The 16251-nt window shown below is 72.5% G+C and carries 7 protein-coding genes and 1 pseudogene; 5 read left to right on the top strand and 3 right to left on the bottom strand.

The window, feature by feature from the left end:
• Positions 1–178 precede the first annotated feature (178 nt).
• Positions 179–3022, top strand: coding sequence for a preprotein translocase subunit SecA (gene secA, locus F3L20_RS28260; RefSeq protein ID WP_150156707.1), 2844 nt, complete (start codon positions 179–181; stop codon positions 3020–3022).
• A gap of 90 nt (positions 3023–3112) precedes the next feature.
• Here the strand turns inward: secA and F3L20_RS28255 are convergent, their stop codons facing one another.
• The gene (locus F3L20_RS28255) at positions 3113–3760 is read right to left on the bottom strand and encodes an Rv3235 family protein (RefSeq protein WP_150156706.1); all 648 of its coding nucleotides are present in this window, start codon (positions 3758–3760) and stop codon (positions 3113–3115) included.
• A 321-nt stretch (positions 3761–4081) separates the two neighbouring features.
• Between F3L20_RS28255 and F3L20_RS28250 the strand changes: the two genes are divergently transcribed.
• From F3L20_RS28250 to F3L20_RS28235, 4 genes and pseudogenes are all read left to right on the top strand, one after another.
• Positions 4082–4588, top strand: coding sequence for a DUF6912 family protein (locus F3L20_RS28250; RefSeq protein ID WP_150156705.1), 507 nt, complete (start codon positions 4082–4084; stop codon positions 4586–4588).
• Positions 4589–4634: 46 nt separating this feature from the next.
• Positions 4635–5309: an HAD family hydrolase gene (locus F3L20_RS28245; protein ID WP_150156704.1), complete on the top strand. Its 675-nt coding sequence runs from the start codon at positions 4635–4637 to the stop codon at positions 5307–5309.
• A 428-nt stretch (positions 5310–5737) separates the two neighbouring features.
• Positions 5738–10690 carry an NAD-glutamate dehydrogenase gene (locus F3L20_RS28240; protein WP_150156703.1) on the top strand — a complete coding sequence of 1651 codons (4953 nt, stop codon included), beginning with the start codon at positions 5738–5740 and terminating at the stop codon, positions 10688–10690.
• Positions 10691–10836: 146 nt separating this feature from the next.
• A pseudogene (locus tag F3L20_RS28235) lies at positions 10837–12339 on the top strand (hypothetical protein).
• 28 nt (positions 12340–12367) lie between these two features.
• Here the strand turns inward: F3L20_RS28235 and F3L20_RS28230 are convergent.
• Both F3L20_RS28230 and F3L20_RS28225 read right to left on the bottom strand, forming a co-directional pair.
• On the bottom strand, positions 12368–14044 hold the full coding sequence (locus F3L20_RS28230; protein WP_150156702.1) for a glycosyltransferase family 2 protein: 1677 nt from the start codon (positions 14042–14044) through the stop codon (positions 12368–12370).
• Positions 14044–16239, bottom strand: coding sequence for a CDP-glycerol glycerophosphotransferase family protein (locus tag F3L20_RS28225; protein ID WP_150156701.1), 2196 nt, complete (start codon positions 16237–16239; stop codon positions 14044–14046). The genes F3L20_RS28230 and F3L20_RS28225 overlap by 1 nt, the downstream gene beginning before the upstream one ends.
• Positions 16240–16251: the final 12 nt, after the last annotated feature.

Genomic DNA, 16251 nt, shown 5'->3' with positions numbered 1-16251 from the left:
ATCCGGGCGCCTGGGACGTTGTCCGTGTAGCGGCCGTGCCACGGTTCGGCTGCGGCGGACGGTCACCGCCCCGGCAGGCCTCCCGGCGTGGAGGGGTCCTCGCATACGATGGCCGTTGCTCAGTCAGTGAAACGGAAACCGACCGTCCCAGGCCCGACCGGCAAGGAGACCAACCCCCGTGTCCGTCCTCTCGAAGATCATGCGTGCAGGCGAAGGCAAAATCCTGCGCAAGCTGCACCGCATCGCGGACCAGGTCAACTCCATCGAAGAGGACTTCGAAGGCCTCTCCGACGCCGAGCTGCGGGCCCTCACCGATGAGTACAAGCAGCGCTACACCGACGGTGAGAGCCTGGACGACCTGCTCCCCGAGGCGTTCGCCACCGTGCGCGAGGCCGCCCGGCGTGTCCTGGGCCAGCGCCACTACGACGTGCAGATCATGGGCGGCGCCGCCCTGCACATGGGTTACGTGGCGGAAATGAAGACCGGTGAGGGCAAGACCCTCGTCGGCACCCTGCCCGCGTACCTCAACGCCCTGTCCGGCGAGGGCGTCCACATCATCACGGTCAACGACTACCTGGCCGAGCGCGACTCGGAGATGATGGGCCGCGTCCACCGCTTCCTGGGCCTGGAGGTCGGCTGCATCCTCGCCAACATGACGCCGGCCCAGCGCCGCGCGCAGTACGCCTGCGACATCACCTACGGCACGAACAACGAGTTCGGCTTCGACTACCTGCGCGACAACATGGCGTGGTCGAAGGAAGAGCTGGTGCAGCGCGGCCACAACTTCGCCATCGTCGACGAGGTCGACTCGATCCTCATCGACGAGGCCCGTACGCCGCTGATCATCTCCGGTCCCGCGGACCAGGCCACCAAGTGGTACGGCGACTTCGCCAAGCTGGTGAAGCGCCTGAAGCGCGGTGAGCCGGGCAACCCGCTGAAGGGCATCGAGGAGACCGGCGACTACGAGGTCGACGAGAAGAAGCGCACGGTCGCCATCCACGAGTCCGGTGTCGCCAAGGTCGAGGACTGGCTGGGCATCGACAACCTGTACGAGTCGGTGAACACCCCGCTCGTGGGCTACCTGAACAACGCCATCAAGGCGAAAGAGCTCTTCAAGAAGGACAAGGACTACGTCATCATCGATGACGAAGTCATGATCGTCGACGAGCACACCGGCCGTATCCTCGCCGGCCGCCGTTACAACGAGGGCATGCACCAGGCCATCGAGGCCAAGGAAGGCGTGCCGATCAAGGACGAGAACCAGACTCTCGCCACGATCACCCTGCAGAACTTCTTCCGTCTGTACAAGCGCCACGACCACAGCGGCAAGGAGCAGCCGGGTCTGTCCGGCATGACCGGTACGGCGATGACCGAGGCCGCGGAGTTCCACCAGATCTACAAGCTCGGCGTGGTGCCCATCCCGACCAACCGGCCGATGGTCCGCAAGGACCAGTCGGACCTGATCTACCGCACCGAGGTCGCCAAGTTCGAGGCGGTCGTCGACGACATCGAGGAGAAGCACCGCAAGGGGCAGCCGATCCTCGTCGGCACCACCTCCGTCGAGAAGTCCGAGTACCTCTCGCAGCAGCTCAGCAAGCGCGGCATCCAGCACGAGGTGCTGAACGCCAAGCACCACGAGCGCGAGGCGCAGATCGTCGCCCAGGCCGGCCGCCGGGGCGCCGTCACGGTCGCCACGAACATGGCCGGCCGTGGTACGGACATCAAGCTCGGCGGCAACCCCGAGGACCTCGCGGAAGCGGAGCTGCGTCAGCGCGGCCTCGACCCCGAGGAGCACATCGAGGAGTGGGCGGCGGCCCTGCCGGAGGCCCTTGCGCGTGCCGAGCAGGCCGTGAAGGCCGAGAAGGACGAGGTCGAGAAGCTCGGCGGCCTGTACGTGCTCGGCACCGAGCGGCACGAGTCGCGGCGCATCGACAACCAGCTGCGCGGTCGTTCCGGCCGTCAGGGCGACCCCGGCGAGTCCCGCTTCTACCTCTCGCTCGGTGACGACCTGATGCGGCTGTTCAAGGCGCAGATGGTCGAGCGCGTGATGTCCATGGCGAACGTGCCGGACGACGTGCCGATCGAGAACAAGATGGTCACCCGCGCGATCGCCTCCGCGCAGTCGCAGGTGGAGACGCAGAACTTCGAGACGCGTAAGAACGTCCTGAAGTACGACGAGGTGCTCAACCGGCAGCGCGAGGTCATCTACGGCGAGCGCCGCCGCGTCCTGGAGGGCGAGGACCTGCAGGAGCAGATCCACCACTTCATGGACGACACCATCGACGCCTACGTCCAGGCGGAGACCACCGAGGGCTTCCCCGAGGACTGGGACCTGGACCGGCTGTGGGGCGCGTTCAAGCAGCTCTACCCGGTGAGCGTCGACATCGAGGAACTGGAGGAGGCGGCCGGTGACCGGGCCGGTCTGACCGCCGAGTTCATCTCCGAGTCCATCAAGGACGACATCCGCGCCCAGTACGAGGCCCGTGAGGCGCAGCTCGGCTCCGAGATCATGCGTGAGCTGGAGCGCCGGGTCGTGCTGTCGGTGCTGGACCGCAAGTGGCGCGAGCACCTCTACGAGATGGACTACCTCCAGGAGGGCATCGGCCTGCGCGCGATGGCCCAGAAGGACCCGCTGGTCGAGTACCAGCGCGAGGGCTTCGACATGTTCAGCGCGATGATGGACGGCATCAAGGAGGAGTCCGTCGGCTACCTGTTCAACCTGGAGGTCCAGGTGGAGCAGCAGGTCGAGGAGGTTCCGGTAGAGGACGTCAAGCCGGTCGCCGACCTGGAGAAGCAGGACGCGGTGCCCGCGCAGGGCGGGCCCCGGCCGGAGATCCGCGCCAAGGGCCTCGACGCCCCGCAGCGGCGGGCCCTGCACTTCTCCGCTCCCACGGTGGACGGCGAGGGCGGCACCGTCGAGGGCGAGCTGGCCACCGACGAGGAGCCGGTGCGCTCGGAGGCGGACGGCCTCACGCGCGCGGAGCGGCGCAAGCAGGCGCGGGGGCGTCGTCGCAAGAAGTGAGGGTCGCCGCCGCTTCGTGAGGAGCGGCCGTGACCACCGGCCGAGGGCCGGGCACCCGCGGGTGCCCGGCCCTCGGCCGTCGTGCGTGTCTCAGTGCGGGACGCCCAGTTCGACGGCGGTGCAGCGCCAGCGCAGGTCACGACCGCGCTCCAGCCGGAAGGCCATGGCGCGCAGCCTGTCCCCGGCGCCGATCCTGGCGAACGCCTCGATGGCGCCCTCCCGGGGCTCGAACCAGCCGATGTCGCGGACCACGGGGCGGACCCCGCGGGTGCGCAGCGGGCCTCGCTCGGCGAGCCGGATCAGCTCGTCGTAGGCCTGGCCGGCGCTGTGCCGCAGCATCGCGTGCACGGGGCGCTGGCCGCTGAGCACGGCGACGAGGAGGTCCGCGAAGCGGTCGGTGGGGCGGGGCTGGGGGACGCGGACGGGCACCGCGCCCACAGCCCCGCCCCGGCCCTCGCGTGGTGCCGGCGCGGATGAGGGTGGGACGCCCGGCCGCCCCCGTCCCGCCGCACGCCCCGAGGGCCGGTTGTCGGCGGGCCGCCCCCGCCCCGCCCCACCGGGCCGCCCCGCACCGGGCGAGGGAGCGGGACGGGCCCCACCGGCGGGCACCCGCGGGGGGACGGCGCCGGCGGAGGCGGGGGAGGCGGTGCCGCGGGCTCCGCGGGAGGTGGCCGCCGGACGGTGAGGGCCGGGACGGGTGGGGGTGTGGCGTGGTGTGCGGCTCATGACCTTGTGCACGAGGGACCCCGTTCGACAGGCCCGGGCCGCCGGCGGGGGGAGCCGGGTACCGGGCAGTAACTTCGTGTGGGGATCTTGTACGGGGCCGTGCGGCGGCGTGGCAAGGAGCGACGGGCGGCCCGACGCGGGCGGGGAAGTTCACCTATCAGGGTTGCCGGGCGGGTGCCGGGCCCGTGTTCACGCGGACGGGACGGGTGACTTCCCGGACGGGGATTGACGCGCCCGAGGGTGCTGACGGGGACTCGATGGGGGACGCCGTACGGCCGCGGGGACGTATTCTGAACCTTTGCCGAGTCCCCGAGCAGACGAAAGCGGCCCACCATGCGCGTCTACGTCCCCCTGACCCTCCCCGGGCTCGCCGAGGCGCACAGGACGGGTCAGCTGGGCGACGGGCCCCTCACCGCGTACGCGGTGACGCCGGCGCTGCGCGAGTGGTACCTCTCCGACGACATCGAGGAGCTGGAGTACGCCGCGCTGAGCCGTGCCGCGCTGGCCTCCCTACGGCTGCTGGCGGCCGACCCCGGCGCGCCCCGCCGCCGGGTCGTGGTCGCGGTGGACGTCGCCGACGGCACCGCCTCCGCCGATCCCGACCGGGGCCTGGACCCGGCCGCGCCGGGCGAGGTGCGCCTCGCCGGGGCCGTACGGCTGGCCAAGGCGGCCGCGGTGCACGCCGACGCGGCGGACGCCGAGACGGACGTGGCGGCCGCCGCGCGGGCGCTGGACGCGGCGGACAAGGGCGACGACGACGCGCAGTTCGTGGTGGACGGCGCGGAGGACCACGAGCTGCTGTGGTTCGCGACCCAGGAGATCCCCCAGCTGATCGGCTGACCTGCGGCCCAGCGGGATGCCGACGGGTCCGGGTAGGTTTTCCGGCATGGGGACGCACAACGACGCACACATCGTCTGGGACTGGAACGGCACGCTGTTCCACGACGTCGACGCGGTCATCGGGGCGACGAACGCCGCCTTCGCCGAGCTGGGCCTCGCCCCCATCACGCTGGAGCGGTACCGGGAGCTGTACTGCGTGCCGGTGCCGAAGTTCTACGAGCGGCTGATGGGGCGGCTGCCCAGCGAGACCGAGTGGGAGCTGATGGACGCCGCCTTCCACCGCCACTACACGGACCACCGCGTGCGCTGCGGACTGGCCGACGGCGTGGAGGACCTGCTGCGGACGTGGGCGTCGGCGGGCCGCAGCCAGTCGATCCTCAGCATGTACGGGCACGACGACCTCGTCCCCCTGGTGCGTGACTTCGGCATCGCCTCGCACTTCATACGCGTCGACGGGCGGACCGGCCCGTCCGGCGGCAGCAAGGCGGAGCACATGGTGCGCCACCTGAGCGTACTGGGCGATGTGGTGGACCCGCGGCGCACGGTGGTGATCGGCGACGCGGCCGACGACGCGCTGGCCGCCCGGCACGTGGGCGCGCGGGCCGTGCTCTACACCGGCGGCTCGCACGGCCGGGCGAGCCTGGAGGCGGTCGGGGTTCCGGTGGTCGACACCTTGAGCGAGGCGGTGGCCCAGGCGGAGCGCCTGGCGGCTTCCGACTGACCGGAAGGGCGCCGGCGCACTGTGCGAAACGTCAAAGTTCGCCCCCCGGTTTTGTACACATACGGCTCATGACGGGGCCCCTCCGGAGGGCGATAGCCTAGGTGGCGTGATCAGCGCGATAGCTCGCGGGGACCGTGGTGTCCCCGCTGTGCGCCCGGCGAGCACGGACGACATCCGTGACCGGGTGGCGACCGCTGATCCTCGCGGGCGGCACGGGACGCGGCGCACCCCAGGGGGGCAGGCGTCACGGAGAGCAGAGTCACACCCGTCGGACGCACCGAATTCCGCCGAGAAGCCCCCGCTCCTCTCACCTCGCGGCATAACGTCGGCACAGACCGGACACCCCGTGTCGTACCACCGCACCACGAGGTCGGAGACCGTACTTCCTTCTACGTCACGCAACGGCGCGCGACAGGAGCCAGAGGACCATGCAGACCAAGCTGGACGAAGCCAAGGCCGAGCTGCTCGATCGGGCCGCCCGGGTAGCTGAGAACAGCCCGGCCGGGGGGAAACTACCGACTGGGACCGCGGACGAGGACACGCCCGACCGGGACACCGTCCTCGCGTTCCTCCAGCGCTACTACCTGCACACCGCCCCGGAGGACCTCACCGACCGCGACCCGGTCGACGTCTTCGGAGCCGCTGTCTCGCACCACCGGCTCGCGGCGAACCGCCCGCAGGGCACCGCCAACGTCCGGGTGCACACCCCGACCGTCGAGGAGAACGGCTGGACCTGCAGCCACTCCGTCGTCGAGGTCGTCACCGACGACATGCCCTTCCTGGTCGACTCCGTCACCAACGAGCTCACCCGCCAGGGCCGCGGCATCCACGTGGTCATCCACCCGCAGTTCGTGGTCCGCCGGGACGTGACCGGCAAGCTGATCGAGGTCCTCTCCGACCCGGTCGGCGGCGACCTCCCGCAGGACGCGAGCGACCTGCCGCACGACGCGCACGTCGAGTCCTGGATCCACGTGGAGATCGACCGCGAGACCGACCGCGGCGACCTGAAGCAGATCACCGCCGATCTGCTGCGGGTGCTGTCCGACGTCCGGGAGGCCGTCGAGGACTGGGGCAAGATGCGCCAGGCCGCGACCGCGCTGGCCGACGCGCTGCCCGGCGAGCCCGTCCCCGCCGACCTGCCCCCGCTGCAGGTCGAGGAGGCCCGCGAGCTGCTGCACTGGCTGGCCGACGACCACTTCACCTTCCTCGGCTACCGCGAGTACCAGCTGCGCGACGACGACTCGCTGGCCGCCGTGCCCGGCACCGGCCTCGGCATCCTGCGCTCCGACCCCCACCACGCGGCGGACGAGGACCACCCGGTCAGCCCGTCCTTCGAGCGGCTGCCCGCCGACGCCCGCGCCAAGGCCCGCGAGCACAAGCTGCTGGTGCTGACCAAGGCCAACAGCCGCGCCACCGTGCACCGGCCGTCGTACCTGGACTACATCGGCGTCAAGAAGTTCGACGCCGAGGGCAACGTGGTCGGGGAGCGGCGCTTCCTCGGCCTGTTCTCGTCCGCCGCCTACACCGAGTCGGTGCGCCGGGTGCCGGTGATCCGCCGCAAGGTCGAGGACGTCCTGGAGCGGGCCGGCTTCTCGCCGCACAGCCACGACGGGCGCGACCTGCTGCAGATCCTTGAGACCTACCCGCGCGACGAGCTGTTCCAGACCCCGGCCGGGGAGCTGCAGGCCATCGCCACCTCGGTGCTCTACCTCCAGGAGCGGCGCCGGCTGCGCCTGTACCTGCGCCAGGACGAGTACGGCCGCTACTACAGCGCCCTCGTCTACCTGCCGCGCGACCGCTACACCACCGGCGTCCGGCTGCGGATCATCGACATCCTCAAGGAGGAGCTCGGCGGCATCAGCGTCGACTTCACCGCGTGGAACACCGAGTCGGTCCTCTCCCGGCTGCACTTCGTCGTCCGCGTCCCGCAGGGCACCGAACTGCAGCACCTGTCCGACAGCGACAAGGAGCGCATCGAGGCCCGGCTGGTCGAGGCCGCCCGCTCCTGGGCCGACGGCTTCGCAGAGGCGCTGAACACCGAGTTCGGCGAGGAGCGCGCCGCCGAGCTGCTGCGCCGCTACGCCGGTGCCTTCCCCGAGGGCTACAAGGCCGACCACTCCCCGCGCAGCGCCGTGGCCGACCTGGTGCGCCTCGAGGAACTGGGCGGGGAGCGGGACTTCGCGCTCAGCCTGTACGAGCCGGTGGGCGCGGCCCCCGACGAGCGCCGCTTCAAGATCTACCGCACGGGCGAGGCCGTCTCCCTGTCCGCGGTGCTGCCCGTGCTGCAGCGCCTCGGCGTCGAGGTCGTCGACGAGCGGCCGTACGAACTGCGGTGCGACGACCGCAGCGTGGCCTACGTCTACGACTTCGGCCTGCGGATGCCCCAGGCGCCCGGCGGCGGGGTGGACTACCTCGGCGACGACGCCCGCGAGCGCTTCCAGGACACCTTCGCGGCGACCTGGACCGGCAAGGCGGAGAACGACGGCTTCAACGCCCTCGTGCTGAGCGCCGGCCTGACCTGGCGTCAGGCGATGGTGCTGCGGGCGTACGCCAAGTACCTGCGCCAGGCGGGGTCCACCTTCAGCCAGGACTACATGGAGGACACCCTCCGGCACAACGTCCACACCACCCGGCTGCTCGTCTCGCTGTTCGAGGCGCGGATGTCGCCGGACCGGCAGCGCGCCGGGTACGAACTGGTGGACGCCCTGCTGGAGGAGGTCGACGCCGCCCTCGACCAGGTCGCGAGCCTCGACGAGGACCGCATCCTGCGCTCCTTCCTCACCGTCATCAAGGCGACGCTGCGCACCAACTTCTTCCAGGAAACGGCGGGCGGCGAGCCGCACGACTACGTCTCCATGAAGTTCGACCCGCAGGCCATCCCGGACCTGCCGGCGCCGCGTCCGGCGTTCGAGATCTGGGTGTACTCGCCGCGCGTCGAGGGCGTGCACCTGCGCTTCGGCAAGGTCGCGCGGGGCGGTCTGCGCTGGTCCGACCGGCGTGAGGACTTCCGCACCGAGATCCTCGGCCTGGTCAAGGCGCAGATGGTGAAGAACACCGTCATCGTGCCGGTCGGCGCCAAGGGCGGGTTCGTCGCCAAGCAGCTGCCCGACCCGGCCGTCGACCGCGACGCGTGGATGGCGGAGGGCATCGCCTCCTACCGGACGTTCATCTCCGCGCTGCTCGACATCACCGACAACATGGTGGGCGGCGAGGTCGTGCCCCCGGCGGACGTCGTCCGGCACGACGAGGACGACACCTACCTCGTCGTCGCCGCCGACAAGGGCACCGCGACCTTCTCCGACATCGCCAACGAGGTCGCCGAGAGCTACAACTTCTGGCTCGGGGACGCCTTCGCCTCCGGCGGCTCGGCCGGCTACGACCACAAGGGCATGGGCATCACCGCCCGCGGCGCCTGGGAGTCCGTCAAGCGGCACTTCCGGGAGCTGGGCGTGGACACCCAGACCCAGGACTTCACGGTCGTCGGCATCGGTGACATGTCCGGTGACGTCTTCGGCAACGGCATGCTGCTCAGCGAGCACATCCGCCTGGTCGCCGCCTTCGACCACCGGCACATCTTCATCGACCCGGCCCCGGACGCGGCCACCTCCTACGCCGAGCGCCGCCGCCTGTTCGAGCTGCCCCGCAGCTCCTGGGCCGACTACGACACCTCGCTGCTGTCGGCGGGCGGCGGGATCTTCCCGCGCAGCGCGAAGTCCGTCCCGGTCAACGCACACATCCGCGACGCCCTCGGCATCGAGTCCGGCGTCACCAAGATGACCCCGGCCGACCTGATGAAGGCCATCCTCAAGGCGCCGGTCGACCTGCTGTGGAACGGCGGCATCGGCACCTACGTCAAGGCGTCCACCGAGTCCAACGCGGACGCCGGCGACAAGGGCAACGACGCGATCCGCGTCGACGGCAAGGACCTGCGGGTCGCCGTCGTCGGCGAGGGCGGCAACCTGGGCATGACCCAGCTCGGCCGGATCGAGTTCGCGCTGCACGGCGGCCGGCAGAACACCGACGCCATCGACAACAGCGCCGGCGTGGACACCTCCGACCACGAGGTGAACATCAAGATCCTGCTGAACGGCCTGGTCAAGGAAGGCGACATGACGGTGAAGCAGCGCAACAAGCTGCTCGCCGAGATGACCGACGAGGTCGGGCGGCTGGTGCTGCGCAACAACTACGCGCAGAACACCGCCATCGCCAACGCGCTGGCCCAGTCCAAGGACATGATCCACGCGCAGCAGCGCTTCCTGAAGCACCTGGTGCGCGAGGGCCACCTCGACCGGGCGCTGGAGTTCCTGCCCACCGACCGGCAGATCCGCGAGCGGCTCGCCTCCGGGCAGGGCCTGACCGGACCGGAGACGGCCGTCCTGCTGGCGTACACGAAGATCACGGTCGCCGAGGAGCTGCTGCACACCTCGCTGCCCGACGACCCGTACCTGAAGGGCCTGCTGCACGCGTACTTCCCGACCGCGCTGCGCGAGCAGTTCCGGGAGCAGATCGACAGCCACCCGCTGCGCCGTGAGATCACCACGACCGTGCTGGTCAACGACACGGTCAACACCGGCGGTACGACGTACCTGCACCGGATGCGCGAGGAGACCGGGGCGTCGCTGGAGGAGATCGTCCGGGCGCAGACCGCGGCCCGCGCGATCTTCCGCTCCTCGATGGTGTGGGACGGCGTGGAGGCGCTCGACACCACGGTCGACGCCGCCGTCCAGACCCGGATCCGGCTGCACTCCCGCCGCCTGGTGGAGCGCGGCACGCGCTGGCTGCTCAACAACCGGCCGCAGCCGCTGCAGCTCGAGGAGACGGTGTCGTTCTTCGCCGAGCGGGTGGAGCTGGTCTGGGCGCAGCTGCCGAAGCTGCTGCGCGGCGAGGACCTGGACTGGTACCAGAAGATCTACGACGAGCTCAGCGGCGCCGGTGTGCCGGACGAGCTCGCCACCCGGGTCGCCGGCTTCTCCTCCGCCTTCCCGACGCTCGACATCGTGTCCGTGGCCGACCGGATGGGCAAGGAGCCGCTGGACGTCGCCGAGGTGTACTACGACCTCGCCGACCGGCTGCGCATCACCCAGCTGATGGACCGGATCATCGAGCTGCCGCGCGCGGACCGCTGGCAGTCGATGGCCCGCGCGGCGATCCGCGAGGACCTGTACGCCGCGCACGCGGCGGTCACCGCGGACGTGCTGGCGGAGGGCGACGGCGCGTCGACGCCGGAGCAGCGGTTCGCGCTGTGGGAGCAGAAGAACGCGGCGCTGCTGGGCCGGGCCCGCACCACGCTGGAGGAGATCCACAGCTCCGACGCGTTCGACCTCGCCAACCTGTCGGTGGCGATGCGGACCATGCGGACGCTGCTGAGGTCGCACTCGTAAGGCACCGGGCCCGCCCGAGCGGGCCGTCGGACGAGGGGCGTCCCGGGCCGGAAGGCCCGGGACGCCCCTCGCGCCGTGTGTGGTGCCTTGGGCGGGAATCGGCGGCGAAGCGGTGGAGCGGCCCGGGAACGGGATAAGCCTGTGATGTGACTGTCCGATTCTCGCCGTCCGGGGTGTCCGGAAAGGACGGCACGCGCCGCTCCGGGATCCGCCCGGGAACCGTCGGCCGGGCCGTGGCCACGGGCGCCGCCGGACTGGTCCTGGTCCTGCTGACCGTGGTGGTCGTACGGCTCCCGTGGATCGGTGACCTGGGCATCCACGCGGCGACCGTGCAGCGGCTGCGGCACGCCCCGCTGGACCCGGGCAACCCGCTGGTCGACGCGGACACCCGAGCCCCTACTACTCGCCGTGGATGCTGCTGCTCGGCGGCGTCGCCCGGGTGACCGGCCTGGACGTGTTCGTGGTGCTGCGCCTGGCCGCCGCGGCCGGACTGGTGCTGCTGGTGACGGGCGTGTGGCGGTACGCGCGGACCCTGAGCGCGCACCGGGCCGCGCCCGCGCTCGCCCTGCTGAGCCTGCTGCTGCTCTGGGGCACGACGCCCCTGCTGTGGAGCGGCTTCCTCGGCCTGCACTCGCTCGCCCTGACGGTGGCGTACCCGAGCACCTTCACCCTGGGGCTCGCCTTCCACTTCTGGGCGTGGCTGACCGGGGCGCTGCGCGGGCCGGCCGGGTGGCCGGTGTGGACCGGCCTCGGCGTGCTGTGGCGGTGATCCTGCTCTGCCACCAGTTCTCGGGGGTGGTGGCCTCGGCCGGCGCGGTCGCCACGGTGGTCGCGGCGCGCCCCGGGCGCGCGCGGTGCCGGGCTGCTGGTGGGCGTGGCGGTACTGGGGGCGTGGCCGTACTACGGCTTCTTCGCGCTGATGGGTGCCGGGGACGGGCTGGCGGACGTGCACCGGGTGCTGTACGAGGATCTTCCGGCGCGGTTCTGGCTGGTGCTGCTCGGGGCGGCCGCGCTGGTGCCCCGGTGGCGGCGCGACCACCGGGACCGCTGGTGGTCTTCTGCGCCCTGGGTGTGCTGATCGTCACGGCCGGCTGGCTGACCGGACGCTACTCGTGGGGGCGCGCCCTGCCCGCGGTGACGATCCCGGCGCAGCTCGCGGCGGCGACGGCGGTCCTGGAGGCGGGACGCGGCCGGCCCGCGCCGCCTGGGCGGTGCTGCTCACCGGGGCGCTGCTGGCCGGCGGCTGGGCGCAGGCGGGGATGCTCGGGTACGTGGTCCCGGCCGACGCGCTGCCCGGGGCGGTGGCGGACAAGTACCGGCCCGCGTGGCCGGGGTACGGCTGGCTCACGCGGGACGTGCGGTACGGCGACGTGGTCATGGCCGAGGGGCGGGTGGCCCGCCAGGTGCCCGCGTACGGCCCGTACACCGTCGCCCCCGGCTACCCCGACTTCTTCCTCCCGGACGAGGAGCGCCGTACGGCGGCCACCCGGGCGTACTTCGCCGCGGGCACGCCCGCGTCCGAGCGGCGGCGCACGGAGCGGGAGTACGGGGTGCGCTGGGTGGTGGACCACCGGGGCGTGCTGGACGACCCCGCGCTGCGGCCGGTGGCCCGGGGACCGCGCGGGGAGGTGCTGTACGCCGTGCCGTGAGCCGGCGGCCGGGCGTCAGCGCACGACGTCAGCGCAGGGCGCCCGCCACCAGTCGGCCCGCCCGGCGCATCCGGGGGCGGACCAGGCGGGCGGAGGCCGGGCGGACGAGCCCGGTGAGGCCGGCCGGCTCCCACCGCACCTGGAGCCGGCCCGGGTTGTGCCCCTCCGGCTCGATCGTCACCTCGTGCGGGGCGGCACCGGAGCGGTAGGGGACACGGGCGGTCAGGGAGGGGAAGTCCAGGGGAGCCAGCAGCAGGGCCTGGTTGCTCTGGCCGCCGCCGGTGAGCCGGACCAGCGGGTGCCGGGCCCCGGCGAAGCCGCTCAGCGGCAGCCGCGCCTCGCCCAGGTCGAGCCGTACCGTCCCCTCGAAGACACCGGGCCGCACCGGGTCGAGGCGGAAGGGCACGGTGAGGCGACGGCGGCCGGGGGAGATCAGCAGGCTCGCGCGCTGCGGGCCGACGGGCAGACGCAGCGCCGGGTCGTAGGTCCGCACGGTCAGCTCGACGCACGCGCCGGCCCCGGGGACGCGGGCGATGGCGGTGATCTCGTGGCGGAACGGGGCGCCGGAGAACGGGCGGGTGTCCGGTTCCAGCTCGGTGAGGTCCAGCTCGCGCCGGGCGGCGACGGTGTCGGGGACCCGGTCGCCCCAGTAGACCCGGCCCTCCGGGTCGGCGGTCGTCCGCCTCGGGGCGACGCCGTACCCGAGACCGCGCGCCGCGAGCCGGGCCTCGGGCAGCCGGCGGTCGCGGAGCAGCTGGAGCACCACTCGCTCGGCGCGGGGCAGCCGGGCGTAGGCGCCCGGGGACAGGGTGTCCAGGTAGGGGTCCATCTCGTCGGCGAAGGCGGCGAGCCACTCCTCGTCGCGGTAGGGCAGGTCCCCCGCGTACATCCGGAAGTCGTGCTTGAGGAACTTGTGGTCCTTGTCCTCGCGCAGCGCCGCGTGCCCGCTCTCCACCAGGAACGCGTCGATCAGCCGCTGCACGTGTATCCGGTCGCGGACGTTGGCCATCAGGTGCCGCTGGTTGGATATGGAGGCCGCGTCGGAGCTCGCGTAGGGGGCTATGTACCAGAGGTAGACCGGCTCGGGGACGATCGTGAACCGCTTCGCCAGGCAGTAGGCCTGCGCCGAGAACAGCTGGTCCTCGTAGTGGATGCCCTCGGGGAAGCGCAGCGCGTGCCGGTCGAGGAAGGCGCGGGCGTACATCTTGCTGGTCGCCAGGTGCTCGAAGAACAGCCGCGGGTCGTCCTCGATGCCGTCCAGGGTGCGGCGCTCGCCCACGAGGTGCGGCATCCAGGTGGACCGGCGTCCGGTGTCCACCCGGATCCGCCGCACCGCGCCCATCGCGAAGTCGATCTCCCGCTCGCGGTGCGCGGCGAGCAGCGCCGCGACCGCCCCCTCGGGAAGCTCGTCGTCGCTGTCGAGGAACATCAGGTACGGCGCCCGGGCGATCTCCAGGGCGCGGTTGCGTGGCGCGCTGCACCCGCCGCTGTTCTCCGGCAGGCGCAGGTAGCGGACGCGCGGGTCGGCGGCCGTGAGTTCCCGGGCCACCCGGGGGGTGTCGTCCGTGGAGTGGTCGTCGCTGATGACGACCTCGAGGTCGGGGTGCGTCTGGCGGCACACGGACCGCACCGCGCGGGGCAGCCGTCCCGCGTCGTTGTGCACGATCACCGTGACGGTGACGTCGGGGACCCGGGGAGTGCTCATCACGCGGTCACCTCCTGGGGGGCCGGGGCCGGGGTGCGCTGCTCCAGGGGCAGCACCGGGGGCAGGGACGCCTCGTCCTGGCCGAGGAAGACCCGGCGCACCACCCGCTCGGCGGCGTGGCCGTCGTCGAACTCGCAGAACCGGCGGCGGAAGGCGGCCCGCGCCTTCGCCGCGCCCTCGTCGCGCCAGGCGTCGGTGGTGAGGATCTCGGTCAGGTCGTCCTGGGTGCGCGCCACCGGGCCGGGCGCCTCGGCCATCAGGTCGAAGTAGACCCCGCGCGTGGTGCGGTACGTCTCCCAGTCGTCGGCGTGGACGACGATCGGGCGGTCCAGGTTGGCGTAGTCGAACATGATCGACGAGTAGTCCGTGACCAGGACGTCCGCGGCCAGGCACAGCTCCTCGACGGGGTCGTAGGACGAGACGTCCACGACGCGGCCGGAGCGGCGCAGGCCGGTCAGCGGGGAGACGCCCGAGTCGTAGAAGTAGTGGGCGCGCACCAGCAGGACGGTGTCCTCGCCGAGCCGGTCGGCGAGCGCGGCGAGGTCCAGGCGCGGGGTCCACCCGGCCTCGTAGTCGCGGTGCGTGGGCGCGTACAGGACGGCGCGGCGGCCGGGGGCGATACCGAGCCGCTCGCGGACCGCGCGGACCTCGTCGGCGCCCGCCGTGTAGTACGCGTCGTTGCGCGGATAGCCGTGGTCGAGGGAGACGTACCGGGCCGGGTAGGCCCGCTCCCACATGCGGGTGGTGTGGCTGTTGGCGGAGACGCTGAAGTCCCACTTGTCGACGCGCTCCAGCAGGGCGTCGAAGTCCAGGCCCTGTGCGGCGGCCGGGTAGGCCATCTGGTCCAGGCCCATGCGCTTGAGCGGGGTGCCGTGGTGGGTCTGCACATGCACCGCGTCCGGGCGTTTGACCACCGCGTTCGGGAAGTTGACGTTGTTGACGAGGTACTTCGCGGTGGCGAGCGTCTCCCAGTAGCGGCGGGTGCCGGGCACCACGTGGTCGGTGCCGGGCGGCAGCAGCGCCGCGTTGCGCGCGGTGACCACCCACACCGGGTGGATGTGCGGGGCCAGCTCGGCGAGCTTGGCGGCGATCGCGCCCGGGTTGCAGGCGACCCCGCGGTTCCAGTAGGCGGAGAACACCGCGAGGTGCGGGTCGACGGGGCGGCGCAGCGCCGCGCGGTACTGGTGGTCGCGGATCCGGGCGCCGGCCTGCCGTCTGCCCGCGCGCACGGTGGAGCGCACGGCGCGGCGGGCCCGGTTGGCGGTGCGGAAGGCCCGGTAGCGGGTGTAGGCGCCCTCCTCCAGCAGCGAGCGGCGCACGCCCTCCGGGCCGCTGGGGCGGCGGTACCCCTCGGGACGGAGGCGTACGGCGGCGGCGCCGGCCCGGTCGAAGAACTCCCGGGCCACCGGCTCGGTCATGGTGCCCCGGGCGAAGGTGCGCAGGCAGTCCCGCACCATGATCTCGTAGAGGACGGTGTAGACGGCGGGCCGGTCCCGGGCGAGGCCGAGCAGGGCCTCGTAGCGGTCGACGGTCCCGAGGTGCTGCCCGGCGGTGACCGGCGGAAGGCTCGCGGGGCGCAGCCGGCGGTCCTCGTGGGCGATGTGCGGCAGACAGGCGACGCGGTCGGCGAGCAGGAGGGCCGCCAGTGCGGCCCGGGGCTCGTCGTCGGTGGTGAGCTGCCCCTCGTGGGCCCGCCAGAACGCGGCGCGCAGCACGCGGGTGCCGAGCAGCGGGGTCAGGCGCAGCAGGTAGGCGCTGTCGCCGAGGGCCGCCTCGGTGCGGCCCGCGCGGGCGAGGAGGGGGCCGTCGGCGGAGGGCAGGCCCGCGCTGCGCCAGGTGCTGCGCAGGTGGTCCGTGAGGAGGACGTCCACGGCGGCGGGCAGTTCGGCGGTCCGCTCGGCGACGGTGCGGGGGCTGCCGGCCGGGATGCCGTCCTTGGCGCGGACGAAGTGCAGCCAGCGGCCGGTGGCGTGCGCCGCCCCCGCCGCCCGGGCCGCCGCGTCGGAGGTGCCGTCGGGCAGCGGGACCACCTGGAGCTGCGGGGCGTGCCGCTCGGCCGTCTCGCGGGCCCAGTCGCCGACGGCGGCGACGACCACCTCGACGTCGGGCAGCGGGTGGGCGACGAGCGAGTCGAGCAGGCCGGTCAGATGGTCCTGGGTGTTCGGCCCGTGGACGATGACGCTGAGCTGGGGCATCGCGGGGGCTCC

Source organism: Streptomyces tendae, assembly GCF_008632955.1.
Classification (GTDB): Bacteria; Actinomycetota; Actinomycetes; order Streptomycetales; family Streptomycetaceae; genus Streptomyces.
Note: the sequence above shows the minus strand (reverse complement) of the source record. Positions and strands in the feature narration are given on the sequence as shown.

Coding starts and splice junctions, on each gene's coding strand:
- F3L20_RS28240 (WP_150156703.1), top strand. CDS start 5,738: ATGCAGACCAAGCTGGACGAAGCCAAGGCCGAGCTGCTCGATCGGGCC.
- F3L20_RS28245 (WP_150156704.1), top strand. CDS start 4,635: ATGGGGACGCACAACGACGCACACATCGTCTGGGACTGGAACGGCACG.
- F3L20_RS28250 (WP_150156705.1), top strand. CDS start 4,082: ATGCGCGTCTACGTCCCCCTGACCCTCCCCGGGCTCGCCGAGGCGCAC.
- F3L20_RS28230 (WP_150156702.1), bottom strand. CDS start 14,044: ATGAGCACTCCCCGGGTCCCCGACGTCACCGTCACGGTGATCGTGCAC.
- F3L20_RS28225 (WP_150156701.1), bottom strand. CDS start 16,239: ATGCCCCAGCTCAGCGTCATCGTCCACGGGCCGAACACCCAGGACCAT.